Here is a 26,912-nt window from a genome sequence, read left to right as displayed (position 1 = left end):
ACGCCCCCGCGTCACCTGCACCCCTCCGGGTACGGCAGACTGCACGGACAAGCATCCAGGAGTGATCGTCATGTTCGTCGCCGCCATCGTCTTCCTCGTCATCGCGCTCGTCGCGCTCTTCTTCCGAACACGCACCTACTCCACCCCCGCACGACCGGCCACACCCGGTCGCGAGGCACGCCCCGCCGTCCCGACCCGCCGCCCGAACCTCATCGCGACGTGGACCGCGGCCGCTGCCGGCGTCTTGTTCGTCGGGCTCACGCTCGGCAGCACCCTGTACGCGCAGGACACGGGCGAGTCGAAGGTGCAGGTGGACATCTCCGGCAACATCGTCGGGCAGAGCACGGACTCCGGGTTCCACTTCAAGGCGCCGTGGGCCACGCTCCACACGTTCAACATCCGGAACCAGACCGTCACCTACATCAACGCGGTGAACGGCTCCGACTCGGACAACAACGGCAACGTCCGCTCCGGCCCGTACGTCACGGTGCAGGACCAGGACGGCGTCTCGTCGAACGTCAGCCTCAACCTGCAGTACAGCATCGACGCGAAGTCGGTCACCGACATCTACCGGTCGTACAAGACCGAGGAGAACTTCAAGACGCAGTTCATCGGCAACTCGGTCCGCAGCGTCGTGCGCCAGGTGCCGAACGACTTCACCACCATCGAGCTGATCACCAAGCGCGGCACCGTCGAGAAGGCGATGATCCAGGCGCTCGAGAAGCGGTGGAAGGGCTCGGGCGTACACGTCGACAACTTCGCCCTGCAGGAGATCACGCCGCCGAAGTCCGTCATCGACGCCTACGCCACCGCGCAGCAGGCGCAGATTCAGGTCACGAAGGAGCGCGCACTCCTGGACGCCAAGAAGGTGCAGGCGCAGCAGCAGGTCGCCGAGGCGCAGGGTCAGGCCGACGCCAACGAGGTCCTCAACGAGCACCCGCTCTCCGACGCCGCCCTCAAGCAGCGCGAGATCGAGGCCCTCAAGAGCGCCGGCGACAACGGCTCGCTGATCGTCGTGCCGCAGGGCACGGACAACATCCTCAGCCTGCCGGGCACCTCGGGTTCGAAGAGCAAGTAGCGCGCGCCGAGACACCGCCCAGTAGCCGAGACGCCTCCGTTGTCGCCAGGCGTCTCGCGCACGGGGCGGCGTCGGGGGAACACGACGGCGTCTTCCGGATCCGAGACGCGCGCCGAGACGGACGGGAGGCCCGGTGCCAGCTGGCAACGGGCCCCCCGTCCGTCGGTGTGGCGGGGTCCGGGTCCCCGCTCAGGCCGCGCCGTGACTGGCGCGGCTGCGCCGCGAGAGCGAGTCGATGATGACGGCCAGCAGCAGCACCGCGCCGGTGATCATGTAGCGGATCGACGAGTCGAGGCTCAACAGGGTGAGCCCGTTCGAGATCGACTGGATCACGATGATGCCGAGCAGCGCCGACCAGGCGCTGCCACGGCCGCCGAACAGGCTGGTCCCGCCGATCACGGCTGCGGCGATCGCGTTGAGGTTCGTGTCACCGGCGCCGGACGACAGGCTCGCCGAGTTCAGGCGGGCGGCGGCGAGGATGCCGCCGACGGTGGCGAAGAGCGAGGTCAGCATGAACACCGAGATGTAGATGCGGTTCACCCGGATGCCGGAGCGTCGTGCGGCCTCGACGTTGCCGCCGACCGCGAAGACCGAGCGGCCCCAGCGGGTGCGCTTCAGCACGAAGTTCATCAGCACGACCAGCACGACGAAGAACACGAACGAGGTGCCGGTGCCGAAGTCGCGCGACAGGTACCAGACCATCAGCGCGAGACCGAGGAACAGGGCGACGGCCTTCACGACGGTCAGGGACATCGCCCCGGTCGACAGCCCGGCACGGCGGCGGCGGGCAGCGCGACGGATCTCGGTGAAGAAGAGTCCGCCGGCGGCCAGGACGGCGAGCAGGTACGCGAGCCACGGCGGCAGGTACGAGGCCGAGGCGAACTGCACGATCGGCGAATCGTACGGCAGGTTGATCGAGCCGTTCGGCCCGAGGATGAGCAGCTGCAGCCCGAGGAACCCGAGCAGACCGGCGAGCGTGATGACGAAGCTCGGCACTCCGAAGCGGGTGAACAGCAGGCCGTAGAGCAGGCCGGCGGCGGCACCGACGGCCAGGGCGACGGTGAGCACGAGCCACAGCGGCCAGCCGAGTGTGGTGAGGCCCTGGCCGAGGATCGCGGCGGAGAGTCCGCTGACGCTGCCGACGGACAGGTCGATCTCGCCGAGCAGCAGCACCAGGACGATGCCGATCGCGATGGTGCCGACCGCGGCGCACTGCAGGGCGAGGTTGACCAGGTTGCCCGGGGACAGGAAGTCGGGGGAGAGCGCCTGGAACACCGCCCAGATGACGATGAGGCCGACGACCACCGGCAGCGAGCCGATGTCGCCGCCGCGGACCCGTCGGACGAACGCCTTCGCAGCGCCGCCGATCCCCTGGTCACGCAGGAGCCGCTCATCCTGCAGGTCGGCGGCCGAGGGCGTCGGGGTCGCTGCGGTGAGGGTCTCGTCGGTCTTGCTCATGCGGAGGTCTCCTGCTCGGTGCGGGCGGCGGCGCGACGGGTGACGGCGTTGTCGGTGGCACCGGTGATGGCCGCGATGATCTCCTCGTAGGAGACGTCGTCGATGCGGAAGGTGCCGTTGTTGCGGCCGAGTCGCAGGACCGCGACCCGGTCGGCGACGGCCTGCACGTCCGCGAGGTTGTGGCTGATGAGGACGACGCCGAGTCCGCGCTCGCGCAGGCGTTCGACGAGGTTCAGGACCTCGGCGGTCTGCGCGACACCGAGCGCGGCGGTGGGCTCGTCGAGGACGACCACCTGCGGGTCGCCGATCAGCGAGCGGGCGATCGCCACGGTCTGTCGCTGCCCACCGGACAGCGACGCGATCGGGATCCGTACCGACGGGATCCGGGCCGCGAGCTGCTGCAGGAGCTCCCACGAGCGGCGCTCCATCTCCTCCTCGTCGAGGAACGGGTGGGCGATCTCGCGCCCGAGGAACAGGTTCGAGACCACGTCGAGGTTGTCGGCAAGGGCGAGGTCCTGGAACACCGTCGCGATGCCGAGGGTCTGGGCCGCCGCGGGGTTCGGGACGGTGACCTCATCGCCGCCGAACGTGATCGTGCCGCCGTCCGGCGTGTAGACCCCGGCGAGGATCTTCACGAACGTCGACTTGCCGGCGCCGTTGTCGCCGACGATGGCGACCACCTCGCCCGGGTAGACGTCGAAGTCGATGTCGCTGAGGGCCTGGACGGCGCCGAACCGCTTGGTGATCCCGCGCAGGGACATCACCGGGTCGGCGGAGGGGTGTGCTGCTGGTGACGCGTTGCTCACGGGTGTCGTGCTCACGGGTGTCGTCCTCGATCGGTGAGGCCCGCCCGGTCCGCAGTCGGACCGGGCGGGCAGAGGGGGTCGGACCTACTTGATGCCGGCGCTGTCGCAGGCTGCCTTGTACTGCGCGGTGCAGATCTTCGACACCTCGTACAGGCCGTCCTTGACCACCGTCGACTGCACGTTGTCCGTGGTGACGGCGACCGGGTCGAGCAGCGTCGACTGGACACTGGCGCCCCCGGCGGTGTCGACCGTCGTGTCGCCCTTCGGGGTCTCACCCTTCGCGAACTGGATCGCCAGGTCGGCGGCCTTCGAGGCCTCGGGCTTGAAGGCCTTGTAGACGGTCATGTACTGCTCACCGGCGAGGATCCGCTGGATGCCCGCGAGCGAGGCGTCCTGCCCGGTGACGGGCGGGAGCTCGGTGACGCCGGCCGACTTCAGGGCCGCGATGACGCCGCCGCCGGTGTCGTCGTTCGCCGCGTAGACGCCGGTGATCTCGTCCTTGCCGAGCTTGCTGATCTGGCCGGCTGCCCAGTCCTGCGCCTTGGCGGGGTCCCAGCCGGGGGTGTCGTACTCGGCGAGCACCTTGTAGCCGCTGTCGTCGATGACCGAGTGCGCGCCCTTCTTGAACTGCGAGGCGTTGTTGTCGGTGGGGGAGCCGTTCACCATGATGATGCCCGAGCCCTCCGGGACCTTCTTCGCCTTGAGGGCGTCGACCAGGGCCTGACCCTGCAGCTCACCGACCTTCTCGTTGTCGAACGAGATGTAGTAGCTCAGGTCGGGGCTGTTGATGAGCCGGTCGTACGAGATCACCGGCACCTTCTTGGCCTTCGCCTGCTGGACGATGGACGCCGCGGCCTCGCCGTCGAACGGGTCGAGGACCAGGACCTTGACGCCCTGCGTGAGCATCGACTGGGCCTGCTGCAGCTGCTTCGACGCGTCGCCGTCGGCGTTCGCGTAGATGACGGAGCAGCCGCTGCACTGCTTCTTCACCTCGGCGGTGAAGAGCGGACGGTCGGCGCTGGCGTAGCGAGCGGTGACGGAGTCGGGCAGGAGCAGGCCGATCTTGGCCTTCGACGCGTCCCCGCCGCCTCCGCCGGAACCGGTCCCGGCGTCCGCGCCGTTGGAACAGCCCGCCAGGGTGGTGATCGCGAGCAGCAGGGCGCTGACGCCCAGCATCGCTCGTGTGGTGGATTTCTTCATTGAAACGTCCTCCAACAGTGGACCGCCCCCATCGGCGGTGCCCTGAGTGTGACAGCGAGCGTTCTTGGCTGCAAGAGTTGAACGCAAGGACCGCGCTCCGTGACGAAACCGTTATCTACCGGGTTCGGGTGACGTCCACGGCCTCGATCGCCAGGGCCAGCGCGCCGGTCACCGAGGCCTTCTCGCCGAGCTGCCCCTGCACCACGTCCGGCGTGCCGTCGACGTCGACGATCAACGACGACTCGAGGGCGTGCCGCATCGGGCCGAGCAGGAGCTCCCCGGCGCGCGCGAACTCGCCCGTCACCACGACCCGCTCGGGGTCGAGGACGTTGCAGAGCCCCACCGCCGCCGAACCGATCGCCCGCCCGGCGTCGGCCACGGCGCGCATGCAGACCTGGTCGCCGCCCATGGCCCGCAGGATCAGGTCCGCCAGCTTGAGCGTGCCGACCTCGTCGCGGACGCCCTCGAGCACCGCGGGTGCTCCGGCGATCGCCTCGAGGCAACCCCGGTTGCCGCACCGGCACAGGGGGCCGTTCGGCAGGACGGGCGTGTGCCCGAACTCGCCGGCGATGCCGTGGTGCCCGCGGAACAGGTGCCCGCCGAGGACGAGTCCGGCGCCGATGCCGTTGCCGACGTCGAGCGTCACCACGGTGTCGCGGCCGCGTGCCGCCCCGCTGCGGTGTTCGGCGAGGGCGGCGAGGTTGGCCGAGTTGTCGACCTGCACGGGCTTGTCCATTCGCCGGGCGAGCGACTGGCCGAGCGCGATGCCGTCCCAACCCCGCAGGATCCCGCCGCGCGCCGTCATCCCGGTGCGGGCGTCGATCGGGGCGGCCACGGCGAGCCCGACGGCGAGCACCTCGTCCATCGACGACTCGATGGACTCCACCATGTCCAGCACGAGCAGCGCGGTCTTGTCGAGTTCGGCGTCGGCACGGTGGTCACGGGCCAGGGGCATGTGCCGCTCGGCCAGCACGGCGCCGTTCAGGTCCGACAACGCCAGCCGCAGGTGCCGCGGCGAGACGTGCACCCCGGCGACCAGCCCGAGGCCGTGCGGCAGGGTCACGCGGAGCGCCCGCCGACCGCTGGAGGTGCTCGGTGTCGCGTGCAGGGCACCGGTCGCGACCAGTTCCTTGACGATGTTCGAGACGGTCGCGGGGGAGAGCCCGGTCACCCCGGCGAGCTCGACCTGCGTCAGGCCGCCGTGTCGCTTCACTGCGCTGACGACCCGACCCCGGTTGGCTTCACGCAGTGAAGCTTGGTTCCCCGGACTGCGGCGCGGCTCTGACACGGGGACAGCGTAACGGGCGGGTCCGGAACGCTCGCCGTGACGGGCTGGAGGCACGGCGCCAGCTGGCACCGTGCCTCCAGTCCGTGGGTGGTCGCGTCCAGGGCCCGGAGTCGCCGTCCGGCGGTCGACCGTCAGCGAAGTCGCGCCACCGGAGCGCGGCGAGCGCGGAGCAGCACTGCCGCGCTCGCGGCCGCGGCCAGCAGCACGAGAACCCACGCCGCCGTGGCGACCGCGCCGGCGGGGTGGACGACCGACTGTCCGACCGCGGCCTGCACCGTGAGGAGCACGGTGCCCGCTGCCCACGCGACGGCGACGACCGCGACGATTCGCACCTGCGCGGTCGGCTGTGCCAGCCACGGTAGGTGCCGACCCGCGGCTGCGACGAGGAGCGCCACGAGCGGGAGCACCTGCAGTGCGTGCATACCGACGAAGTGGGCGACCCGGTAGTCGCCGCCGACGGTGCTCCACCCGAGCAGTGGCACCCCGGGTCCGCCGTCCGCGATCCCGACCGTGTGAGCGCCGACGATCCCGTCCGGAGCGGTGAGCTGGGTGGGGGTCGGGCCGGTCATGAGGAAGGCGACCCCGATGCCGCCGAGTGCGATGACGGCACCGGCACGGACGGCGACCGTCAGCGCGGGGGTGGGGAGGCGCAGGAAGAACAGCGCGATCGACGTGACGAAGGTGCAGAGGTACAGCGTCGTGATCGCTGTCGCCATCACGGCCCACACGACGACGTGCACGCTGTTCGAGACGTTGAAGTGACTCGTGGTGCCGGTCGCGGCGGCCCACACGATGAGCACCTGTTCGACCACCAGGGCGACGGCGACCACGGTGCCGAGCCGACGAGCCAGTGTCTGCCACCTCGGCAGGAGGGCTATGAGCCACGCCCAGGTCACGGCGTAGAGCAGGATCGACAGCGAGAACTTCAGGGGCTTCATCCACGCCGGCGCTCCCAGGATGGTCCGGGGATCCACGACGAGTCCGACGAGGCAGACGGCGGTGGACGCGAGCATCAGGCCGGCCACGGCCATGAGTGCCGGGTGCCAGGCCACTGCTCGGCGAACGGCGGCGATCCGGCGGGTTGCGATCACGCGCCGGCCTCGTCCGTGTCGACGACGGGGAACAGGTCGTGGGTGGCGTCCTGCTGCGCCAGGCGCCGGAGTCCCGCGAAGAGCGGATCGCCGAGGACTGTCCCGATCACCATCAGCTCCGCCATCGCGGTCCGGCCGTCGCGGTCCTGCAGCGCGGCGACGTCGGCACGTGCCGCGCTCGCCGCTGCCGACAGGTAGGCGTCGAGGTAGTCGTCCGGAGCGTCGAACCCGACGGTGCGCAGCCCGTCGAGCGCCCGGGCCGCGGTCTCGAGTCCCGGGTTGTCCGAGGTGGCGCACCAGCGGGCGGCCGACACCCGTTCCTCGATCCGGGCACGGGCCTCCGGGGTCGCCTCGGACTCGGGGGAGCGCGGGGTGGTCATGGCGTACTGGGCGACGGCGAAGACCTCGGCCAGCGGTGCGGTCTCGGCGTCGAGCACGGCCAGGACCTGCTTCGTCACGGCGACCGAGAGCCCGCCGGTCTCCAGGAGCGCCCGGACGAGCCGGACCCGTTCGACGTGCCGGTGGTCGTAGGCGGTCTGGTTCGGCGCCGACTTCTCGCCGGGGGGCAGGAGGCCTTCGCGTTGGTAGTACTTGACGGCGGTGACCGGTGTGGACGCAGCTCGGGCAAGTTCAGATATTCGCACTTTCGGAGAGTAGCGATATCTACTCTCTGTCCGCAAGGCATCAGCGCAGGTTCCGGAAGGTCGCACGGACGTCGTCGACGAGCAGCTCCGGCTGTTCGAGCATCGCGAAGTGCCCGCCGCGCGCGACCTCGTTGAAGAACACCAGGTCGGTGTACCGGCGCGCTGCCCAGCGGCGCGACCGGCGGACGTACTCGCCCGGCATGATGCTCAGGCCGACGGGCAGGGTCAGTGGCTCCTCGACGGTGCCCGGGGTGGCCCAGCCGGTCCGGGTCGCCTCCCAGTAGGTCCGAGCCGAGGACGCGGCGGTGTTCGGCAACCAGTACAGCATGACGTCGTCGAGGATCTCGTCGAGCGGGAAGAGCCGCTCGGCATCGCCGTGTTCGTCGTGCGAGCCGCCGACGTCCTGGAACATCGCGTAGATCCACGACGCCAGCCCGACGGGGGAGTCCGCCAACGAGTACCCGATGGTCTGTGGGCGGGTCGACATCTGCTGCGAGTAGGCCGACAGGTCCCGCCAGTAGTGGCCGCTCTCCTGCAGCATGACCTGCTCGTCGGGGGAGGCGTTCCGCGCCTCGTCGTCCGTCGGCGTGAACAGCGCCATGTTGAGGTGGATCCCGGCGAGTCCGATGTCCCCGGCGGCCTGCAGGGCTGCGAGCTCCGCGGTGACGGTGGCACCGAGGTCACCGCCCTGGGCGAACCAGTCCGCGTACCCGAGCCGGGACATCAGCACCGACCAGGCCCTCGCGGTCCGGGCGGTGTTCCACCCGGTCGTCGTCGGCTTCCCGGAGAAGCCGAACCCGGGCAGGCTCGGGATCACGACGTGGAACGCGTCCGCCGCGTCGCCGCCGTGCGCCACCGGGTCGGTGAGCGGACCGATCGCGTGGCGGAACTCCAGGACGGAACCGGGCCAGCCGTGGGTGAGCAGCAGCGGGCGGGCACCGGGGACGGCGGACCGGACGTGCAGGAAGTGGACCTCGAGCCCGTCGATCCGGGTCGTGTGCTGGCCCCAGCCGTTCAGCAGCGCCTCGGTCCGGCGCCAGTCGTACTCCGTCGTCCAGTGTTCGACGAGGGCGCGGACCTTCTCGAGTCGGGGTCCTTGCGAGGTGTCCTCGACGGTCTCGGCATCGGGCCAGCGGGTGGCCAGCAGACGGCGGCGCAGGTCGTCGAGCTCCACCTGGGGGACGTCGAGGGTGAGCGGGGTGATGGTTGCGGTGTCCGACATGGGGTCCTCGGCTGCTCGGCGTCCTGGCGGCTGTCCGTCTTGATCGCAGATGATCTTTGCACAAGACGATCTTGTACCGGTACGGTCGCCGGTATGGACAGTCCGACGCCGACCGATGCGCTCCCCGAGATCGACTGGGGTGCCGAGGGCATCGAATCCGAACTCGGGTGGGCACTGCCGCTGGCGTTCCAGGGCTTCACGCGGCTGGGCAGCGAGGCGGTGGCCGACGTCCCCGGCGGTCCCCGCGGGTACCAGGTGCTCGTCGCCATCACCACCGAGGAAGCGTCGTCGCAGCTCGGCCTCGCGCAGCGCCTCGGGATCGACAAGACGCAGATGACCTACATCGTCGACGCACTCGAGGCGGGCGGGTTCGTCGAGCGTCGCCCGGCCCCGACGGACCGGCGGGTGCGGCAGGTCCACCCCACCGACGCCGGGCGTGCCCTGCTCGCCCGGGCACGTTCGGCCCTGCGTGAGGCGGAGGGCGTGCTCATGCGGCACCTCGACGACGACGAGCGGACGACGATGCGCCGGCTGCTGGCCCGGGTCGCGCTGACGGCCGGCACCACCACCCCCGGGCCGTCCACTGCCGATCCCACGTTCCACCACCCCCTCGCCGTCCCGGAACGATCCCGGCGGCACACCACGACGACCTCGTCGACCCCCACAGAGTGAGGCTCCGCCCATGACCACCACCATCCTCGTCGCCGGCGCCACCGGCGACCTCGGGCACCGCATCGTCCGCGAGCTCACCCAGCACGACGTGCGGGTCCGGGTCCTCACCCGGCCCGGCAGCAGGACCGCCGGAGAGCGCTTCGGCGACGACGCCCGTGTCGACGTCGTCGCCGCCGAGTACGGCGACCACGACGCCCTCACCCGGGCCGTCAGCGGCTCCGACGTCGTGGTCTCCGCCGTGAGCGGGACACGTCCGGTGATCGTCGACGCCCAGCGCGCGCTGCTCGCGGCGACCGTGGCGGCGGGCGTCCGGCGGTTCATCCCGTCCGACTACTCGGCCGACTACCGGCGGATCACACCCGGCACCAACCGCAACTTCGAGCTGCGGCGCGAGTTCGCCGGTGACCTCGACGCGGCCCCGGTGCAGGCGACGTCGATCCTGACCGGCATGTTCACCGACCTGCTGACCGGCGATGCCCCGATGATCCTGTTCGGCCGCCGGCTCGTGCTGTTCTGGTCGTCGGCGGACCAGGTGCTCGACTTCACCACGAAGGACGACGTCGCCCGGGTCACGGCCCTCGCCGCCCTGGACGACGATGCTCCGCGCGTGATCGAGATGGCGGGCGACCAGGTCACCGCACGCGACGTCGCACGCGCCATGAGCGAGCTGACGGGGGAGCGCTTCCGGCTGCAGTGGGCCGGCACCACCGGGACCCTGTCCGCGATGAGCGCTGTCGGCAGGCGCCTGTCGAAGGACCCCGACGAGACGTTCCCGGCATGGCAGGGGATGCAGTACTTCGTGAGCATGTTCAGCGGGCAGGCGCAGCTGCACCACGTCGACAACGACCGCTACGGCTTGCAGTCGTGGACGAGCGTCCGTGACGTGCTCCGCGCGCACCTCAGTGGGCAGGGCCACCCGGCGACGGACTGACGGGCGCGGTGTGCGGTCGTCGGCGGCTGAGCAGGAACGTGAGCCCGACGACGACGACCGGCACCAGCGCGAGCGCGGCGAGCCAAGCGAGGACGTCCCACTCGGGCGAGAGCGGCACGCCGAACGCGCTCGACGAGGTCCGCCAGACCTGGTCGCCGGGCCCCTCGTGCTCGTCGGCCCCGGTGACCGGGAACAGCAGCGCCGTCACCAACGCCCATCCCACCAGCACCACGACGGCGATCATCGTCCACGGCCGCGGAGTGGAAGACGGGGACATCTGCGTCACCGGACCGAGGCACGCGAGCGCTCGGCCCGGGCACCCCACCAAGTCGCCACCACGGCGACGGCCCCCAGGGCGAGCCCGACGACGCCGGCGAGCAAGCACACGGGCATGATGATGCCGAGCCCGATGTTCGCGCCGCCGCCCTCGGGGCCGGAGAACGCGTCGTACAGCAGGGCGCCGACGCCGAGGAACCCCACGGCGAGCATCGCGGTACTGATCCAGTGGAGCGTCCGGGCTGTGGTCATGGTCGTCATTCCCCTCGGTCGTGCGGTTGGGGAATCCTCGCACGCCCGTTCCGCCGCACATTCCCGGAGCGGCATCAGTCGATCGGCACTCGGCCAGACCGGGCCGCCCCGACGATCTGCCACACGCAGACCGCGAGCACGACGGCGCCGGTGACGCCGGCGATCCACGTGCCGGCGACGCCGATCATCGGCGTGGTCGTGCACGAGCTCGTGCCCGCTCCGGGGGCGGCGTCGCGACAGGTGGTCGTCTGGACCAGCAGCAACATCGACACGGTCACGACGACGACCGCGGCGACCGTGGCCCACCCCACCACTCGCTCCACCGTGCGCTCCGTCCTGCCTGCCATCGGTGGGTCCACGATGCCGCACGCCGGCCCGGACCGGTGTCTCGATCCTGCAACGACCCGACCCAGCCGATCGGCGGACTGGAGGCCCGGTGCCAGCCGGCACCGGGCCTCCAGTCCGTCAGCCGGTCGCGGCGACCGCATCGCTCACGCCACGACGGCAGCCGGCGTCACCGGTGCGGCGATCGCCGCGACGTCCCGTCGCCGCGCGGCGCCGGTCCGCACCCGGTGTGCCACCGACAGGGCCGCGGCTGCGGCGAGGATCCACGCACCCAGCGTGAGGAGCGCGCCGGTCGCGCCCGCCCCGTCGAAGTAGCTGAACCCGGTGACGGCGCCGAACGCGGCACCCGGCGGGAGGGCCTGTCCGACGGTGGCGAGCACGGGCGGCAGCAGGTGCGTGCTGATCGTCGCACCGCTCGTCGCGTTGCCGAGGGTGGTGAAGAGGAGCGTCGAGACGATCACGCCCATCGGTCCGACGATCGAGGTGATCGCCGTCGTGGACAGCGAGACGGCGACGGCGAGGAGCGAGAGCACCACGACCACGGCGCCGGTCGATGCGGGGACGGCGCCGTCGATCGGTCCGGCGATGACGGCGACCACCGCGGCCGCGGCCAGGCTCCCGACCACCGTGACGACGATCCGGGTGCGCAGTCGGGCGAGGGTGCCGAGGGAGTTCATGACCTGCGCCAGGATGAACGCCGCCAGGGTCGTGCCGAAGACCAGGTAGAACCCCGCGATGCCCTGGGCGTCGTTCGTCGCGAGCGGGACGAGGTCCTGTGTGCGGGTGACCGAGGCGCCGGCGCCGGCCGCGACCCCGGAGAGCATCGTGGTCGCGGCGGTCGTCGCGCTCCGTCCCTCGGCGCCCGCCGTGTACAGGGTCCAGTCGTCGGAGCCGTTGCCGGGGACGAGGGCTGCGACGGCGTCACGGGACCGGACGAGGTCGCGTGCGTCGGACGGGGACCCGGCGGTGCGGACGTCGGCGCGGTCGCCGAGCGCGCCCGCTGCCGCATCGGCGACCTGCGAGCCGACGACGGCGACGGGCAGGTGGTGCGGGGAAGGGGCCTTCTGCAGTCCGATGTACAGGCCGGCGAACGCTCCGGCGACGGTCATCGCGACGAGGACCTGGGTGATGAGGACGGGCAGGATCCGGCGGACCGGCGGGAAGCCGTCGGACTTCGAGGCGTTGTTAGTAATCGATTCATTACTCATGGCATCAGATGATACCCTCACCGCATGACGACAGCAAGGGGTCCGGTTCCCAAGAGTGCCGAGCGCATGGCCGGCAGCCAGCGGCGCGAAGCCACGCTCACCGCGGCGGCCGCCGTCTTCGCCCGCGAGGGCTACCACGGCGCGACCACGGAGCGCATCGCGAAGGCCGCGGGGATCAGTCAGCCGTACGTCGTCCGCATGTTCGGCTCGAAGGAGAACCTGTTCCTCGCCGTCGTCGACGGGTGCCTCGAAGCCGTGCTCGACGCGTTCCGGGCGGCGCTCGACGACGGGCAGCCGGGCACCGTCGCGTCGCGGCTCGGCTCTGCCTACCGTGCGCTCGCGACCGAGGACGGCGTGCACCTCATCGTCATGCAGTCGTACATGCTCGGTGCCGACCCCGTCGTCGGACCGGTCGCCCGTGACGGCTTCACCCGGATCCTGCACTTCCTGGTCGAGGAGGCCGGGCTGTCGGAGTCCGCGGCGGAGTCGTTCCTTGCCAAGGGGATGCTGATCAACACGCTGCTCGGCATGCGGCTGGGGGACCAGGACGACCCGCTCGCGCAGCGGTTCACGCAGACGGTGTTCGGCCCGGACCCAGCAGGACCCGGGCCGGCCGACCGCTGACGAGCGCCGTCGTCAGGCGATGCGCTCGACCCGGTCGACGAGCTCCCTGACGGCGTCCGTCGCGCTCGGGCGCTGTGCGGTCTCCTCGCCGAGTCGCCGTGCCGCGGCGAAGTGGCTGCGTTCCGCGAGCATCCGGTGCACCGCCGGACCGACCGCCGACGGCTCGTCGACCACGACCGCGACACCGGCCTCGGCGGCACGGGTCGCGTTGATGAACTGGTCCGCGCCCTGCGGGAGCAGCACCATCGGCACGCCCACGCTGGCCGCGGCGAGCACCGTGCCGGCACCGGCCGCGGCGACGACCAGGTCCACGCCCTCGAGCAGCTCGCGCATCGGGCGGAACGGCAGGAAGTGCACGTGCTCGGTGTCGTCGAGGCGTTCGCCGATGACGCCGACGGTCGCCACCACGTCGACCTCGTCGGGGTGGAACCCGTCGAGGATCGCCGTCAGCAGCGTCGCGTCGCCGAAGACCGTGCCGAGGGTGACGAGCACCCGCGGTCGCCACTCGCTCGCCGGGAACGGTGCGAGCGGCTGTTCGGCGGCGACGTCGGGCCGGCTGTGCGGCTCGGAGCGGAACGGGATCGTGACGGGCGGCTGCGTCCACCCGGGTGCCTGCAGCGACACCGGCGTCGGGTCGAGCAGGGCCACCGGCGGTGTCGGCACGACCCCGCGCTGCTCGTAGCGGGGGAGCACGAGTTCAGCCATCGGGCGGCGGAACTCCTCGGGGACCTCGGGGCCGAAGGCGACGATCGCGTACGGCACGCCGAGCTCCGCGGCGACGAGCGGTCCGACCAGGTCGACGGCGTCCGCGACGACCACGTCGGGTTCCCACCCGCGCGCTGCCCGCAGGGCGTCGTCGACGGTCAGGTCGACGCGTGTGCCGGCGAAGAACTCGGCGACGGCCGCCGGTTCGGGGCGGTTCGCGGGGTCGCTGCCGGGGATGCGCCGGGCCACCTCGGCGAACAGGTCGGGAGGCATGGGTCCGGCCGCCAGGACCGGCACCGTGGGCAGTTCGGTCGACATGGGCTCGCGCATCCCACCACTGGTGAGCAGGGCGACGTCGTGTCCGGCCGCCTGCGCGGCACGGGCGAGCGGGACGAGGGGCAGGAGGTGTCCGAGTGCGGGCACGCCGGAGAAGAGGATGCGCAAGAGGGGGGTCTTCCTGGTTCGGGGTCAGTCGGCGGCGAGGACGAGCGGGATGCTGCGTCGGCGTCCGGTGACGAGGGGGATCGTGCCGGCGGCCACCATGAGCACGAGGCTCACGAGGGCGGCCGGGAGCGCGGCCTGCAGGCCCAGCTGGGGCTGCGTGCCGGGGACGGTGACCGCGAGCGCGACGGCTTGTCCGCAGGCGGTGAGCACGAGGACCGCGGCGGCCACGAGGACCGCGGTGCCGACGAGGATGACGGACTCCCAGGCGGCACGGGCGAGCACGGTGGCGCGGGACCCGCCGGCGGCCTCGACCAGCGCGGCCTCCTGCTCGCGGGTGCGTCCGGCCATCAGGACAGTGGCGGCCGCGCCGAAGAGCGACACGAGCAGCGGCCCGCCGAGCATGAGCAGGACGCTCTGCACGTCGAGTCCACCACCCGACGACCCCGTGGTCCGTTGCACGGCGTCACCCAGGGTGTCGAAGCCGGCGAAGAGGCTGCCGGGCAGGGCGATCGTGATGACGAGCGCGCTCACCGTGGCGCTGCTCCGGTCGACGGAGAACGCGGCGGCGTTGCGGGCGAGGAACCACGATGCCGATCGGTGCGCGGGCAGCACCGACGTCCAGGCCCGGAGGGCGGCCGGGAACACCACGGGGCCGATCGCGGTGCAGGCGGCCGTCAGGAGCGGCCCGATGAGCAGCACCTGCCCACCGGTCCGGACGCCGGCGTCGACGATCGAGCTGGTCAGCAGCGCGGCGAGCAGCAGCGCCACGGCACCCGCGGCCCACCGGGTCCACGTGGTCCGTGTGCGGACGGACTCGGGCTCCCGCAGGACCTCGATCGGGCGGACGAGGCCGGCTCGGCGCGACGGTCGGAGGCTGCTCAGGACGACCACGATCGTCACGGCGAGCACGACCGCGACGGCGCTGGTCGGACCGAACCGTTCGTCGAGACCCCGGAGCCCGTCGGACTGCGACAACCCGAAGTGCAGGAACGCCGGCACGAACGGGGCCACGACGAGGCAGCCGATCGTGCTGCCGACCAGCCCCACGACCGCGAGCTGCAGCCGGACGACCACCGTCACCGTGCGGGACGGCACCCCCACCAGCTGCCAGAGCGCGTAACCGCGACGCTGCAGGTCGATCGTCAGGCGGGTGACGCTGCCGAGGACCACGGTGACGGCGACGATCGTCAGCACGACGACGAGCGACGCGAGCGTGGCGAGGCCCCCGGCTCGGAGCAGGTCCGTCGGTCTGCCGGACCCGATGATCGCGAAGCCGGTCTCGAGCATCCCGGCGGCGATGGCGGCGGCCGCTGCGGTGGCCGCGCTGACGACGAGGGCGCCGATCCAGATGCCGGCGTTCTGCCGGAGGTCGCTCAGGACGAGTCGGAGCACGTCAGGCCTCCTGCGCGGCGGCGGTCAGGGCCTCGAGGACCTGGGCGGCGTCCGGGTGCGCCAGCTCACGGTGCACGGTGCCGTCGCGCAGGACGAGCACACGGTCGGCACGCGCAGCCGCTTCGAGGTCGTGCGTGACCATCACCACCGAGCGGGCACCGTCGGCCACCCGGCGCAGCAGGTCGAGGACCGCGTCACCGGCGGTGGTGTCGAGGGCGCCGGTCGGCTCGTCGGCGAACACGACGTGCGGTTCGGACGCCAGGACGCGTGCGATCGCGACCCGCTGCTGCTGCCCGCCGGACAGCGCGCCCGGTCGGTGGTCCCCGCGGTCGGCGAGTCCGACCGAGGCGAGCGCGGCGTCGACCTGGGCCGCGGAGACCGGCCGGTGGGCGAGGCTGGCGGGCAGCGCGATGTTCTGCCGCGCGGTCAGCGACGGGATGAGGTTGAACGACTGGAACACGAAGCCGACCGTCGAACGACGGAGCGCCTGCAGTTGCTTCGGCCGGAGGGTCTCGAGGCGTTGCCCGGCGATCGACACCGATCCGCTGTCGTAGGGCTCGAGGGCGGACAGGCAGTACAGCAGCGTCGACTTGCCGGAGCCGCTGGGGCCGACGACGGCGACGAACTCGCCCGGCAGCACGGACAGCGAGACGCCCCGGAGCACCGGGACCCTCGACGGTTCCGGCCCGGGGAACGACTTCGTCAGGTCGTGTGCCTGCAGGAGGGGTGCGGTCATGGTGTCAGTCCATCTCGTTCTCGGCGGCCGGTCACTGGTGCGGGCAAGAGGGTCGTGGTGGAGCCAGCTCCACCACGGCAGGGTCAGACGTCCGTCGCGGGGGCGGCCGACCGCAGGATGCCGAGGACCCGCGCGTACCGACGCTCCTGGTAGCCCCGTGCACACCGGCGAGCAGGACGGCCGTGACCACCCCGGCGGCCAGTGACCCGGACGGCACCCACGTGCTCGCGGTCAGCAGGGCCGCCCCGGCGCCGGCGACGATGCAGTTCACGACCGCGATCGCGCTCGACAGCGTGAAGAACACCCCACGCCAGGACAGCCGGAGCCCGATGTCGAGCAGCTCGTTCGGCGCGATCCGGTCCTCGGGCACCGGGAAGTACCGCGGGGCGCCCGGCAGGATCGTGCCGTACCAGCGGCGGATCCGCTGCATCGCGGCGAGGGCGACCACGTCCTCCAACGAGGTCTGGACGAGTCGCTCGTAGGTGAAGACGCCGAGCAGCACAACGACCGGGATCACCACGGCGAGGTAGCCCGTGGCGAAGTCGGTGTCGGCCAGGAACCCGAACGCCACCAGGGCACTCGACAGCGTCGTCAGGTAGATCGCGGCCCGGGTCGACGACTCCGAGACGGTGATGCCGCGCGCGGTCTGGAGCACGAAGTGCTCGGTGACGAGCGCCGTGAAGAACGCGCTCGGCGCGTCCGGCAGCCGCGCGGCCGCGTGGTCGGCGTCACCGCCGGTGTCGTCGGCCGTGCCGCTCGCCGTGTCGTCGGCGGAGCCTTCCGGCATGGGCGCCTCCCGGTGGTCGTCGTGGTCGCGACCCGCTGCCGGGTCGCCGCCACGAGGCTCGCAGCTGGTCCACCGACGGTGCATCCGTTGCGTGACGTAACCCGTGCCTCCAGGCCGTCGACCGGTGCGTCAGTCCGTCGGACCGGACGCTGCCAGCGCGGCCGCCAGCTCGGTTCGACTCGTCACGCCGAGCTTCGGGAACACCTTGTACAGGTGTGTGCTGACGGTGCGGTGCGACAGGTAGATGCGGTCTGCGATCTCGCGGTTCGTCATGCCGGCGGCGGCGAGCCGCGCGATCTGCAGCTCCTGGGGCGTGAGCTGTTCGCGCGTCGGCGCCGTCGTGCTGCCGGCCCGCTCCGGGGCCTCGCCGGCTGCGCGGAGTTCCGCCGCGGCGCGAGCGGCGAAGCCCGCGGTGCCGGCGGCGTCGAACGCGTGGAGCGCCTCGCGCAGGTGCAGCCGTGCCTCGACCACACGGCGCTCGCGGCGGAGCCACTCGCCGAACAGCAGCTGGGTCCTCGCCAGTTCGACGGGGGCGTCGGCGAGGCGGCCGACCTCGATCGCGCGGGCGTAGAGGGGCTCCGGGTCCGCGCCGTCCGTGCCCGTTCCCGCCGCGTCCGTGCCCTCGGCGAGCAGCGCCCGGCTCCGGACGACGAGTGCGGTCAGGTGCGCGGACCCGGTGGTGCGGGCGACCGCCTCGGCCTCGGCGAGGTTCTCGACGACCGACTCGGGTCGACCACCCCGGACCGCGGCCTCGGTGCGGTCGGCGATCGCCCACAGCGACCGGGTCGCGTGGACGGTCATGTGCGTGAACTCGATCTGGGCGTCCCGGTGGCGCCGCTGACCGAGGGCGACGAGTCCCGCTGCCCACCGCGCGTCGGCGCTGGCGAGGGCGAGCCGCCCGCCGTGCGCGAACTCCGAGCCCTCGCGCAGCGCGGCCAGCGCGGCCTCGTCGTCGCCGAGCAGGGCGTGGCCCCGGGCGAGCGTGGCGTAGGCCATCCCGGCGATGAGCGGGAGCTGCACGTCGCGGGCGATGCGGACGGCGTACTCGGCGTCGGCCAGGCCGTCCCGCACCCGCCCGCGCAGCATGAGCACCGTCGCCCGGCCCCGGAGCGCCTGGGTCTCGTCGGCGACGGCGCCGAGCTGGTGGGCGCGCTCGTACGCCAGCTCCCAGCACGTCAGCGCGGTCTCGAGGTCCTGCTGGGACTCGGCGGCGATCGCGAGGGACGCCATCGCGAGCGGCTGCTCGGTGAGCTGCGGCACCAGGTGTGCGAGTTCGGTGCGCAGGTGGTGGGCGGAGCCGAGCGGCGCGAGCACGGCGAGGGCCACCGGCTTCAGCGGGCTCGCCGACCGCACCGAGAGCAGTGCCGCCTCGATGTCCTGCCACTCCGACCGCGGCAGGTTGCGGCCGCGGGCGTTGAGGGCGGCCGCCCAGAGCACCCGAACGAGCCGGTCCGCGTGCTCCGGGCCGGCGAGCACGGGCCGGATCCGGCGGAGTTCGATGCGCGGTCGGCCGGCAGCACCCGTGGTCAGGCTCAGCACCGTCTGCGTGACGGCGGTCTCGGTGACGGTCTCGGGGTCGGCAGCGAGGGAGTCGACCTGCTCCAGGAGCTCGATCGCCTCGGCCGTCATGCCGGCGGCCCGAGCGGTCTCGGCGGCGCGGCCCAGCCGACGTGCCCGGCCGGTGACGCCCTGCGACAGGGTGGCCGCACGCTCGTAGGCACGGACCGCCTCGGGGCGGGCACCCCGCTGTGCCGCGCGGTCGGCGGCGGCCTCGAGGTCGGCGGCGACGGACTCGTCCCGCTCGAACGTCGCCGAGGCCCGGTGCCAGGCGGCGCGCATGCCGTCGGCGACCACCGACGCGAGTGCTCGGTGCGCCGCGGACCGTGCGGCGGCCGAGGCGTTGCCGATCACCGCCGAGCGCAGGAGCGGGTGGCGGAAGCGCAGGGAGACGAGGTCGGTGCGGAGGAGCCCGAGTTCCTCGAGCGGTTCGAGGTCGTCGACCCCGAGGTCCATCGTCCGGGCCGCCGCCATGACGTCCTGCAGGCCTGCGTCGTCGGCCGCCGCGGCGAGCAGCAGGAACGAGCGGCTGCCGGACGGGACGGCGGCGACCTGCTCGAGGAACGCCTGCTCGAGCCGCCGCGTGGTGGGGAGCCGGGACGCGATGGTGGCCGGGCCGCCCGTGGCCCAGGTGACGGGGAGTTCGTGCAGGGCGAGTGGGTTGCCGCCGGCCTCGGCCAGCACCCGTCGGCGGACCGAGGCGGACAGGGTGCCGGCGTGTGCGTCGAGCAGGGCCTCGGCGGCGTCGTCGGGGAGCGGCCCGAGCTCGAACCGCGTGAAGCTGCACGGGGGGACGGCGTTCGGGGCGTGTCCGGTCCGGGCCGCCGCGATGACGACGACCGGGGCGTTCGAGAGCCTGCGCCCCACGAAGTCGAGCACCTCGGTGGTGGACCGGTCGAGCCACTGCAGGTCCTCGGCGCGGACGAACACCGGCCGGTGCGACGCGGCCTCCTCGAGCAGCCCGAGCGTCGCGGTGCTCACCAGGAGACGGTCCGGACTCGGGCCGTCCTCGACCGCGAGGGCCGTGAGCAGTGCGGTCCGCTGCCGGGGTGGCAGGGCCGACGCGAAGGGCAGCAGCGGGTGGAGCAGCTCGTGCAGGCCGTCGAAGCCCACGCTGTTCGCGCCCTGGATGCCGGTGCAGGTCAGCACGCGGAAGCCCGCTCGACGCGCGTGCCGTTCGACGGCGGCGAGCAGGGTCGTCTTGCCGATGCCCGCCTCGCCCTCGACGAGGACCGCGGCGCCGCGCTCGGCTGTTCCGTCCGCCGCCGCCGCGGCATCGTCGAGCATGCGCGTGAGGGCTGCGAGTTCGTCTGCGCGGCCGAACAGTGCACGGTCGTGGACCGGCGGTGACACAGCTCGTTCGGCGTCCACACGCTGCCCTTCGCTCATTTAGGTGATCTTTCACCCAAATTACGTCGTACTGGCACGCGAGGGCAAGCGCGGCTAGGGGTGGTCGGCCGGTCGGGGCAGGGTGCCGTGCTCGAGCACCGACTCGTAGACGCGCTCGAGCACGTCGGCGAAGCCCGTCAGCTCGTCCTCGCGCAGGTCGCTGAAGAACATGTCCTTGACGAGTTCGGTGTGGCTCGGTGTCGCTTCGCGGAGCGTCCGCCAGCCCGCCTCGGTCAGAGCGACGGCCGTGGTGCGCCGGTCGTGTTCGGCCCGACGGAGCTCGAGGAACCCGCGTTCGGCCATGCGTTTGGCATGGTGGGAGGCACGGCTGCGCTCCCACCCGATGCGGGTCGCCAGGGCCGACATCGTCATCTCGCCGCCCGGCTCGCTCGTGAGCGCAACGAGGACGTCGTAGTCGGCGAGCGAGATGTCGCTGTCCGCCCGCAGTTGCCGGTTCATCTCGTACCGCAGGCGCAGCTGGAGCTTCATGTACGCGTACCAGGTGCGCACCTGCTCGGCGCTCATGTAGGCGTACGGCGACTCCGGGGGCACCTCGTGCTGCATCGACATCGCCCGTGTCCTCCTGCCGCGCGCCCGCCGTCCAGACGCCCGACCATCATCGCAGGGTGTGTGACGCTGCGCCGGGTCGGGCGTCCGCAGGTGGGTTCAGCTGGTCAGCAGCGTGTAGACCTTCGCGATCACGTCGCCCTCGACGAAGCAGATGTCCATCCCGGACACGACGGGCGGTTGCCCCTCCGGGCCGAAGTGCCAGGCGAGGTACCCCATCCCGTGGTTCTCGTAGACCGGTCCGGCCGGCGAGAACACGAACCCGGGGGCCTCGTCGAGCAGGCGCTGCGCCTTGGTGTGCAGGGCGTCGTGGCCGGTGACGACCTCGTCGGGGTCCAGGAACTCGACGTCCGGGGCGTACGTCCGCTCGATGGCGGCGCGGCGGCGGTCCGGGTCGCGTTCCCCGAACACCTCGAACAGGTTGGCGTGCATGAGCGATTCGAGCGGTTGCGACATGGTGTCTCCGTCGGTGGTCGGTGGTCGGTGGTCGGTGGTCGGTGGTCGGTGTTCGGTGGTCGGTGTCGGTGTCGGTGTCGGTGTCGGGGTGCGGTGGTGGCGGTCTTCGTCAAGTGTGCGACGGGGACCGGTCGGTCCAGTCGAAGACGAGGTCCCGGTGCGCGATCGCCCACGCGCCCTCGGCCCGCACGAACCGGTCGAGGTAGCGGATGGACATCGTCAGCAGCACCCGCTCGTCCCCGTCGTGCAGCACGTGGAACGCGACGCAGTACGTCTCGCCCTCGGCGGCGTCGGGCCCCGTGAACCGGATCGTGGACTGGCCGTTGAGGTACGTCGTCACCTCGTACTGCGCGATCAGTCCGGCGAACGTCTCGGCCAGGTGCTCGCGGCCGTGGATCGTGTCGACCGGATCGTGCGAGGAGGGGTCGCCGTCGTACAGCACGACGACCCCGTCCTCGGTGAACACGGACGCCTCGAGCACCGCGTCGCGACGGTCGGCCCCGCGGGCGTAGGTCGCCAGCAGGGTGCGGATCTCCTCGCGCGCGACGAGCGTCTCGAGCGTCTCCGGGGTGCCCGCGCGGCCGTGCTCCTGCTCAGGCAAGGGCTGCGCGGAGCGACGCGGTGGCGAGCATCAGCGCGTGCTTCGCGGCCTCGGTGTCGTGCAGCGCGTTCACCATCACGAAGTCGTGGACGATGCCGCCGAACCGGGCGTTCGTCGCCTTGACGCCGGCTTCGCGCAGGCGTGCCGCGAAGGCCTCGCCCTCGTCGCGGAGCACGTCGGCCTCGCCGGTGATGACGAGGGTCTCGGGCAGGGTCGCGAGCACCTCGAGCGGCGCACGGAGCGGCGACACCGTGGGCAGGGCGCGCACGGCCTCGTCGGTCGTGTACTGGTCCCAGTACCACTGCATGCCGGCGCGGGTGAGGAAGTAGCCCTCGGCGAACTCCTCGTACGAACCGGTGTCGAACGCGGCGTTCGTCACCGGGTAGAAGGCGACGAGCTTCACGAACTCGACGTCCCCACGCTCGGCGGCGAGGAGTGCCAGGGCGATCGCCATGTTGCCGCCGACCGAGTCACCCGAGACCGCGAAGCGCGAGGCGTCGAGCCCCTTGTCGCCACCCTCCTTGACGACCCACTGGGCCGCGGCGTACGACTGCTCGAGTGCGACCGGGTGGCCGACCTCGGGCGAGCGGTCGTACTCCGGGAACACGACGGCGGCGTTCGACCCGATGGCGAGGTCGCGCACCAGGCGGTCGTGGGTGTGGGCGTCACCGAAGACCCAGCCGGCACCGTGCACGTACAGGATCACGGGCAGGTTCGCGGTGGTGCCGGCCGGCTTGACCAGGCGGATCTTCACGGTGCCGGTGGGACCGCCCTCGATCTCCAGCCACTCCTCGTCGACCTCGGGCTTGAAGATGGGGGAGTCCTGCACGGAGTCGACGGCCTTGCGTCCCTCGGCGGGCGGCAGGTCGTTCAGGAACGGCGGGTTCGACGTCGCGTCGACGAACTCCTGGGCGGCGGGCTCCAGGGCGATGTGCTTCGGGTTTCCGGTCATGGTGGGCTCCTCGTTGGTCGCTGGTGACGGATGGTGCGTGGCGTGCTCCACGCTGACAGGAGGCCCGTCCCGGCAGCATCCGTCAGGTGACGTATCCGGCACCCAGCGTCCAGAGCCGCTCCGCGTCGCCGTGGTCCAGCGCGTACCGCGCCACCCCGCGGTCGTGGCCGGTGCCGTCGTCGAGCACCGGTGACTCCTGGTTGTCCTCGAAGTACCGCCCGGTCACGCCGGCGACCAGCGGGGAGGCGACCAGCAGTGCCGAAGTCGCCGCGCCCTGCGCCGGCGTCTTGAAGAACGGCTGCTCGATCCGGTTGCCGTCGTCGTCGAGCGCGCCCATCGCCCGGAGCGTCGCGTCGTCGAGGTGGCGCTGCAGTCGGGTCGTGATCCAGCCGGGCATCACGGCGTTCGCGGTGACGCCGTGCTCCGCCCAGCGGTCGGCGACGCCCACCGCGAGGAGCACGTCGGCCGTCTTCGACTGCGCGTAGGCGGCCCACCGGTCGTACGGACGCACCGCGAAGTGCGGGTCTTCGAAGTGGAACGGGGAGCGCAGGTGCGCGGTCGAGCTCACCGTCACCACCCGCGCGGACCCGGCCGCGAACAGGTGCTCCCGCAGGCCGAGCAGCAGGGCGAAGTGGCCGAGGTGGTTCGTCGCGAGCTGCATCTCCCAGCCCGATGCGGCGAGCTGCTTCTCGGGCAGGGCCATCACGCCGGCGTTGGCGACCACCCCGTCGACCGGGCCCTGCCACGCGTCGGTGAAGCGGCGCACGGAACCGAGGTCGCTGAGGTCGAGCGCTCGCGGCACGACCCGGCCACGGGCCTCCAGGTCGGCGAACGCCGCATCGGCGCGGGCCGTGTCGCGCACCCCGACGACGACCTCGGCTCCGGCGGCGGCGAGGGCGCGGACGGTCTCCGCGCCGATGCCGGAGGCGCCTCCGGTCACCAGGTACCGGCGGCCGTGCAGGTCCACGCCGGCGAGGACGTCGGCCGCGGTGGCGGATGCGGAGAAGGGGGTGCGGACGGGGTCAGACATCGTCACGCTCCGTCCGTGCCGTGGCGAGCCGCTCGAGGATCCGGGCCAGCTGCTGCGGCATGTCCCCGGGCTTCCGGGCGGTGACGAACTGGCCGTCCTCGACGACCGGCTCGTCGATCCAGGTGCCGCCCGCTGCACGGACCTCGTCGGCGACCTCGTGCCAGGACGTCAGGCTGCGTCCGTCGACCAGCCCGGCGGAGGCCAGGACCTGGGGTCCGTGGCACACGGAGCCGATGAGTCGGCCCGTGGCGGCGAAGTCCCGGACGAACGACAGGGCCTCGGGGACGGTCCGGACCTCGGCCGGGGCCAGGCCGCCGGGGATGAAGACCGCGTCGTAGTGCTCGGCGGTGGCGTCCGCGACGCGCTGCAGCCCGGTCCGCAGCGACAGGCCGACGTACCCGGTGAGGGTCCCGCCGTCGGGCGTCAGGACGTCGACGTCGTAGCCGGCCTCGACGAAGCGGTAGTAGGGGTAGAAGAACTCGACGTCCTCGACGCGGTCCGCGGTGACGATCGCGATCCGGCCGACCGGGGGTCGGTCGGCGCGGATCGCGGCGCGGTTGTCGGTGACGTGGCGGTCGGTGGTGGTGGGCACGGTGGTCACTCCTTCGGCGTCGAGGCCGTTGCCTCGGCATTGTTTGACAAGCATCAAACCATTGGGATCATCCCTGATAGGTTTGATGCATGTCAAACGAAGAGTCGACGGTCGGGCACGACCCCTTCCCCCTGCCCGCCGTCGAGGACCTCGAACTGGTGCGGGTGCTCCGGGCGGCCGGTGACCCCGCGCGACTGGTGATCATCGAGCGGCTGTCGGACGGCGACCACCACCCGTGCAACCTCACCGACTACCGGCTCGACATCCACAAGACGACGCTCTCGCACCACTTCAAGGTGCTGCGCGAGTCGGGGCTGACGCGGACGCGGGTGACGGGGCGCGAGCACGCCGTGCAGCTGCGCCGGGACGCGCTCGACGCGCGCTGGCCAGGGCTGCTCGACACGCTCGTCGCGGCTGCGGTGCGGGACGACCCCGAGGCGCGGGCGGCGCCCGAGGTGTCGCCCCCGGGCTAGCGGCGAGCCGCTGCCGCCAGTGCGGCGGTCATGCCGGCCCGGTCGTGCCGGACCCCGTACGCCGGCTGGTCGCGCTCGTACCGCCAGCCCTCGCTGAGTGGCCCGACGTCGACCACGTCGAACCCGAACCGCTCGAGCAGCTCGGTGACGACGGCCTTCGCGTCCGCGTCGTCCCCGGCGACGGTCAGGGCTCGGCGCCCCGGCGTGCCCGCGGGGGACCCGTCCGTGGTGACGTCGGCGGCACCGAGGTTGTTGAACGCCTTGACGACCCGGGCGTCCGGCAGCGACCGCTGGAGCAGCTCGGAGGTGGTCGGCACCGCGCCCTGCTCGAGCTCGTCCACGGGTCCGAAGAACTCCGGGTAGTAGTTGCCGGTGTCGACGACGACCTTGCCCGCGAACGCCTCGGCCGGCAGGTCCCGGTAGCCGTTGATCGGGATCGAGACGACGACCACGTCGCCGGCCCGGGCGGCGTCGGCGACGGTGGCTGCTCCGGCACCGGGGGAGAGTTCGTCGATCAGCGACTCGAGCGTCTCGGGCCCGCGGGAGTTCGCGAGGACGACGTCGAGCCCGACGGCGATCGCGCGGCGGGCGATCTGCGCGCCGACGTTGCCGGCGCCGATGATGCCGAGGGTCTCGATGGGGGTGGTGGTCATGTGCTTCCTGTTCCTCGATCCGGATGGGTTCCGAGCAACGGTCGCTCGTCGACGCCGACGGCGGCATCCGTCACTCGACGTATCCGCGACGGGTCTCGGCAGGGCCGGTGGTGCCGAGCCGCGCTGGCCCCTACCGTGGGCACGTGCCGAGCGCGACCCGCCCCGACCAGCCGCACTGGCGCATCGCGCCGTGGCGGTTCCTCCTCTCGTCGACCCCGTGGCGGTCGGTGCTGTACGTCGCCCTGACCGCCGCACTCGGGCTCGTCCTCGCGGCGCCGGTGGTGGCCACATGGTTCGTCGCCCCCTTCTGGGCCGTGTTGATCGCCCGCTTCGAGCGGTGGCACCCGGTCGTGATCGGCGAGCCGCGCATCGCCGACCCCCGTGCTGTCCGCCGGAACCGCCCGGGAGGGATCCGCGAAAGACTCCGCGACCAGGTGGTCTGGCGCGAACTCGGGCACCTGGTCGTGTTCGCCGCCTTCGCCGCCGCCGGGTTCGCGCTCCTGGTGCTGACGCTGGTCGCCCTCGTGCTCGCCGTACGCGCGTCGATCGGCGGCGCACCCCGGCCCGACGACGTCATCGGGAACGCGGTCGCCGGGCTGCACCTCGCCGCACCGGTCGTGCTGGCCGGGTCGATGGCGGTGCTCGTCGTCGCGCTCTACGGGTTCGCCGCCCTGGCGCTCGCCGAGGTGTCGATCGCCCGCACGCTGCTCTCCGGCCGGGCCGAGGTGCTCGAGCAGCGCGTCGAGGAGCTCACGTACTCCCGGCAGGCGTTGCTCGACGGGTTCGACGCCGAACGCCGGCGCATCGAACGCGACCTGCACGACGGCGCCCAGCAGCAGCTCACGGTGCTCGCGATGAACGTCGGCCTGCTCGTCGTCGAACTCGACGCGGCCGTGGCAGCGGCCGCGGAGCGGGACCGACCCGACCTCGACGCACTGCGCACCACGGCCGACCGGATCACCGACAACGTCGACGACGCCGTCCGGGCGCTGCGGGACAGCGTGCGCGGCATCCATCCCCGGGTGCTCGTCGACCACGGGTTCGGTGCCGCGGTCGACGAGCTGGCCGCGCGCTCGCCGCTGCCCGTCCGCGTCGACGTCCGCCTGCCGGAGCGGCTGCCGGCGCGGACCGAGACGGCGGCGTACTTCGTCGTGAGCGAGGCGCTCACGAACGCCGTCCGGCACGGTGCCGTCCACGCCGTGTCGGTGACCGCCGGGGCAGCGGACGGATGGTTCCGGCTCGAGGTGGTGGACGACGGGACGGGCGGTGCGGTACCCACGCCCGGCGGTGGGCTCGACGGTCTGCGTGAACGTGCGGCGGTGCTCGGCGGGACGCTCGTGGTCGACAGCCCGGCGGGCGGCCCGACGGCGCTCCGGTTCACGGTGCCGCTGCACGCCGAGGCGGTGCCGCCGCGCGACGCGGCCGTGCCCCTGCGCGATGCGGCCGTGCCCCTGCGCGAGCGTGACCGCACCGACTCGTGATC

29 protein-coding genes are annotated in these 26,912 nt (G+C 72.3%); 6 read left to right on the top strand and 23 right to left on the bottom strand.

The window, feature by feature from the left end; all coding sequences use genetic code 11:
• The first annotated feature begins 70 nt into the window (after positions 1-70).
• A complete protein-coding gene (locus DEJ35_RS01620) occupies positions 71-1,078 on the top strand; it encodes an SPFH domain-containing protein (RefSeq protein WP_214523964.1) in 1,008 nt (335 codons plus the stop codon).
• Between the two features lie 189 nt (positions 1,079-1,267).
• On the opposite strand, the gene DEJ35_RS01615 is transcribed toward DEJ35_RS01620, so the two are convergent.
• The 7 genes from DEJ35_RS01615 to DEJ35_RS01585 form a co-directional block, all read right to left on the bottom strand.
• Entirely contained in the window at positions 1,268-2,536 is a 1,269-nt protein-coding gene (locus tag DEJ35_RS01615) for a sugar ABC transporter permease (RefSeq protein ID WP_110859323.1), read from the bottom strand.
• Entirely contained in the window at positions 2,533-3,297 is a 765-nt protein-coding gene (locus DEJ35_RS01610) for an ATP-binding cassette domain-containing protein (RefSeq protein ID WP_111038920.1), read from the bottom strand. Before DEJ35_RS01610 ends, DEJ35_RS01615 begins: the two co-directional genes overlap by 4 nt.
• A 129-nt stretch (positions 3,298-3,426) precedes the next feature.
• Positions 3,427-4,542 carry a sugar ABC transporter substrate-binding protein gene (locus DEJ35_RS01605; RefSeq protein WP_071246748.1) on the bottom strand — a complete coding sequence of 372 codons (1,116 nt, stop codon included), beginning with the start codon at positions 4,540-4,542 and terminating at the stop codon, positions 3,427-3,429.
• Between the two features lie 115 nt (positions 4,543-4,657).
• Positions 4,658-5,755: an ROK family transcriptional regulator gene (locus DEJ35_RS01600; RefSeq protein WP_258370304.1), complete on the bottom strand. Its 1,098-nt coding sequence runs from the start codon at positions 5,753-5,755 to the stop codon at positions 4,658-4,660.
• Positions 5,756-5,961: 206 nt separating this feature from the next.
• A complete protein-coding gene (locus DEJ35_RS01595; protein ID WP_181435469.1) occupies positions 5,962-6,921 on the bottom strand; it encodes a hypothetical protein in 960 nt (319 codons plus the stop codon).
• Positions 6,918-7,565 (bottom strand): MerR family transcriptional regulator, encoded by a 648-nt coding sequence (locus DEJ35_RS01590; protein WP_111191919.1) that lies wholly within the window; start codon positions 7,563-7,565, stop codon positions 6,918-6,920. Before DEJ35_RS01590 ends, DEJ35_RS01595 begins: the two co-directional genes overlap by 4 nt.
• 40 nt (positions 7,566-7,605) lie before the next feature.
• Entirely contained in the window at positions 7,606-8,787 is a 1,182-nt protein-coding gene (locus DEJ35_RS01585) for an epoxide hydrolase family protein (RefSeq protein ID WP_111191918.1), read from the bottom strand.
• A gap of 93 nt (positions 8,788-8,880) precedes the next feature.
• On the opposite strand from DEJ35_RS01585, the gene DEJ35_RS01580 reads away from it, so the two are divergent.
• A complete protein-coding gene (locus DEJ35_RS01580; RefSeq protein WP_110859328.1) occupies positions 8,881-9,459 on the top strand; it encodes a MarR family winged helix-turn-helix transcriptional regulator in 579 nt (192 codons plus the stop codon).
• A 10-nt stretch (positions 9,460-9,469) separates the two neighbouring features.
• A complete protein-coding gene (locus DEJ35_RS01575) occupies positions 9,470-10,390 on the top strand; it encodes an NmrA family NAD(P)-binding protein (RefSeq protein WP_110859329.1) in 921 nt (306 codons plus the stop codon).
• Here the strand turns inward: DEJ35_RS01575 and DEJ35_RS01570 are convergent.
• The 4 genes from DEJ35_RS01570 to DEJ35_RS01555 form a co-directional block, all read right to left on the bottom strand.
• Positions 10,359-10,667: a hypothetical protein gene (locus DEJ35_RS01570; protein ID WP_146238500.1), complete on the bottom strand. Its 309-nt coding sequence runs from the start codon at positions 10,665-10,667 to the stop codon at positions 10,359-10,361. The two genes, DEJ35_RS01575 and DEJ35_RS01570, sit on opposite strands and share 32 nt — an antisense overlap.
• 5 nt (positions 10,668-10,672) lie before the next feature.
• Positions 10,673-10,918, bottom strand: coding sequence for a hypothetical protein (locus DEJ35_RS01565; protein ID WP_146238501.1), 246 nt, complete (start codon positions 10,916-10,918; stop codon positions 10,673-10,675).
• A 74-nt stretch (positions 10,919-10,992) separates the two neighbouring features.
• Positions 10,993-11,265 carry a hypothetical protein gene (locus DEJ35_RS01560; RefSeq protein WP_146238502.1) on the bottom strand — a complete coding sequence of 91 codons (273 nt, stop codon included), beginning with the start codon at positions 11,263-11,265 and terminating at the stop codon, positions 10,993-10,995.
• Between the two features lie 144 nt (positions 11,266-11,409).
• Positions 11,410-12,471 carry a hypothetical protein gene (locus DEJ35_RS01555; protein ID WP_146238503.1) on the bottom strand — a complete coding sequence of 354 codons (1,062 nt, stop codon included), beginning with the start codon at positions 12,469-12,471 and terminating at the stop codon, positions 11,410-11,412.
• Positions 12,472-12,495: 24 nt separating this feature from the next.
• Between DEJ35_RS01555 and DEJ35_RS01550 the strand changes: the two genes are divergently transcribed.
• Positions 12,496-13,095 carry a TetR/AcrR family transcriptional regulator gene (locus DEJ35_RS01550; RefSeq protein WP_110859334.1) on the top strand — a complete coding sequence of 200 codons (600 nt, stop codon included), beginning with the start codon at positions 12,496-12,498 and terminating at the stop codon, positions 13,093-13,095.
• A 12-nt stretch (positions 13,096-13,107) separates the two neighbouring features.
• Here the strand turns inward: DEJ35_RS01550 and DEJ35_RS01545 are convergent, their stop codons facing one another.
• The 11 genes from DEJ35_RS01545 to DEJ35_RS01495 all read right to left on the bottom strand — a co-directional run bounded on the left by DEJ35_RS01545 (position 13,108) and on the right by DEJ35_RS01495 (position 24,303).
• On the bottom strand, positions 13,108-14,244 hold the full coding sequence (locus DEJ35_RS01545; RefSeq protein ID WP_110859335.1) for a glycosyltransferase: 1,137 nt from the start codon (positions 14,242-14,244) through the stop codon (positions 13,108-13,110).
• A gap of 24 nt (positions 14,245-14,268) precedes the next feature.
• Positions 14,269-15,636, bottom strand: a complete 1,368-nt coding sequence (locus DEJ35_RS01540) for an FtsX-like permease family protein (protein ID WP_111191917.1) — start codon at positions 15,634-15,636, stop codon at positions 14,269-14,271.
• Between the two features lies 1 nt (position 15,637).
• On the bottom strand, positions 15,638-16,372 hold the full coding sequence (locus DEJ35_RS01535) for an ABC transporter ATP-binding protein (protein WP_110859337.1): 735 nt from the start codon (positions 16,370-16,372) through the stop codon (positions 15,638-15,640).
• A 31-nt stretch (positions 16,373-16,403) separates the two neighbouring features.
• Complete coding sequence (locus DEJ35_RS01530; RefSeq protein WP_111191916.1) at positions 16,404-17,159, bottom strand: hypothetical protein; 756 nt, start codon at positions 17,157-17,159, stop codon at positions 16,404-16,406.
• A 129-nt stretch (positions 17,160-17,288) separates the two neighbouring features.
• Positions 17,289-20,105 (bottom strand): LuxR C-terminal-related transcriptional regulator, encoded by a 2,817-nt coding sequence (locus DEJ35_RS01525; protein WP_110859339.1) that lies wholly within the window; start codon positions 20,103-20,105, stop codon positions 17,289-17,291.
• Positions 20,106-20,159: 54 nt separating this feature from the next.
• Positions 20,160-20,675: a MarR family winged helix-turn-helix transcriptional regulator gene (locus DEJ35_RS01520; protein ID WP_110859340.1), complete on the bottom strand. Its 516-nt coding sequence runs from the start codon at positions 20,673-20,675 to the stop codon at positions 20,160-20,162.
• Positions 20,676-20,771: 96 nt separating this feature from the next.
• On the bottom strand, positions 20,772-21,128 hold the full coding sequence (locus DEJ35_RS01515) for a nuclear transport factor 2 family protein (protein WP_258369825.1): 357 nt from the start codon (positions 21,126-21,128) through the stop codon (positions 20,772-20,774).
• Positions 21,129-21,237: 109 nt separating this feature from the next.
• Positions 21,238-21,729: a nuclear transport factor 2 family protein gene (locus tag DEJ35_RS01510; RefSeq protein WP_111090600.1), complete on the bottom strand. Its 492-nt coding sequence runs from the start codon at positions 21,727-21,729 to the stop codon at positions 21,238-21,240.
• Complete coding sequence (locus tag DEJ35_RS01505; protein ID WP_110859342.1) at positions 21,722-22,681, bottom strand: alpha/beta hydrolase; 960 nt, start codon at positions 22,679-22,681, stop codon at positions 21,722-21,724. The genes DEJ35_RS01510 and DEJ35_RS01505 overlap by 8 nt, the downstream gene beginning before the upstream one ends.
• An 82-nt stretch (positions 22,682-22,763) precedes the next feature.
• On the bottom strand, positions 22,764-23,711 hold the full coding sequence (locus DEJ35_RS01500) for an SDR family NAD(P)-dependent oxidoreductase (RefSeq protein WP_111192003.1): 948 nt from the start codon (positions 23,709-23,711) through the stop codon (positions 22,764-22,766).
• Positions 23,704-24,303 (bottom strand): type 1 glutamine amidotransferase domain-containing protein, encoded by a 600-nt coding sequence (locus DEJ35_RS01495; RefSeq protein ID WP_181430107.1) that lies wholly within the window; start codon positions 24,301-24,303, stop codon positions 23,704-23,706. Before DEJ35_RS01495 ends, DEJ35_RS01500 begins: the two co-directional genes overlap by 8 nt.
• Positions 24,304-24,392: 89 nt before the next feature.
• Between DEJ35_RS01495 and DEJ35_RS01490 the strand changes: the two genes are divergently transcribed.
• Entirely contained in the window at positions 24,393-24,776 is a 384-nt protein-coding gene (locus DEJ35_RS01490) for a helix-turn-helix transcriptional regulator (protein WP_110859345.1), read from the top strand.
• Here the strand turns inward: DEJ35_RS01490 and DEJ35_RS01485 are convergent.
• A complete protein-coding gene (locus DEJ35_RS01485) occupies positions 24,773-25,531 on the bottom strand; it encodes an NADPH-dependent F420 reductase (protein WP_375231892.1) in 759 nt (252 codons plus the stop codon). The genes DEJ35_RS01490 and DEJ35_RS01485 overlap by 4 nt on opposite strands.
• 41 nt (positions 25,532-25,572) lie before the next feature.
• Here DEJ35_RS01485 and DEJ35_RS01480 point away from each other — a divergent pair, with 41 nt between their 5' ends.
• Positions 25,573-26,910: a sensor histidine kinase gene (locus DEJ35_RS01480; protein ID WP_258378403.1), complete on the top strand. Its 1,338-nt coding sequence runs from the start codon at positions 25,573-25,575 to the stop codon at positions 26,908-26,910.
• Positions 26,911-26,912 lie beyond the last annotated feature (2 nt).

Origin of the sequence: Curtobacterium sp. MCPF17_051 (assembly GCF_003234595.1) — a bacterium.
Taxonomy (GTDB): Bacteria; Actinomycetota; Actinomycetes; order Actinomycetales; family Microbacteriaceae; genus Curtobacterium; species Curtobacterium flaccumfaciens.
Note: the sequence above shows the minus strand (reverse complement) of the source record. Positions and strands in the feature narration are given on the sequence as shown.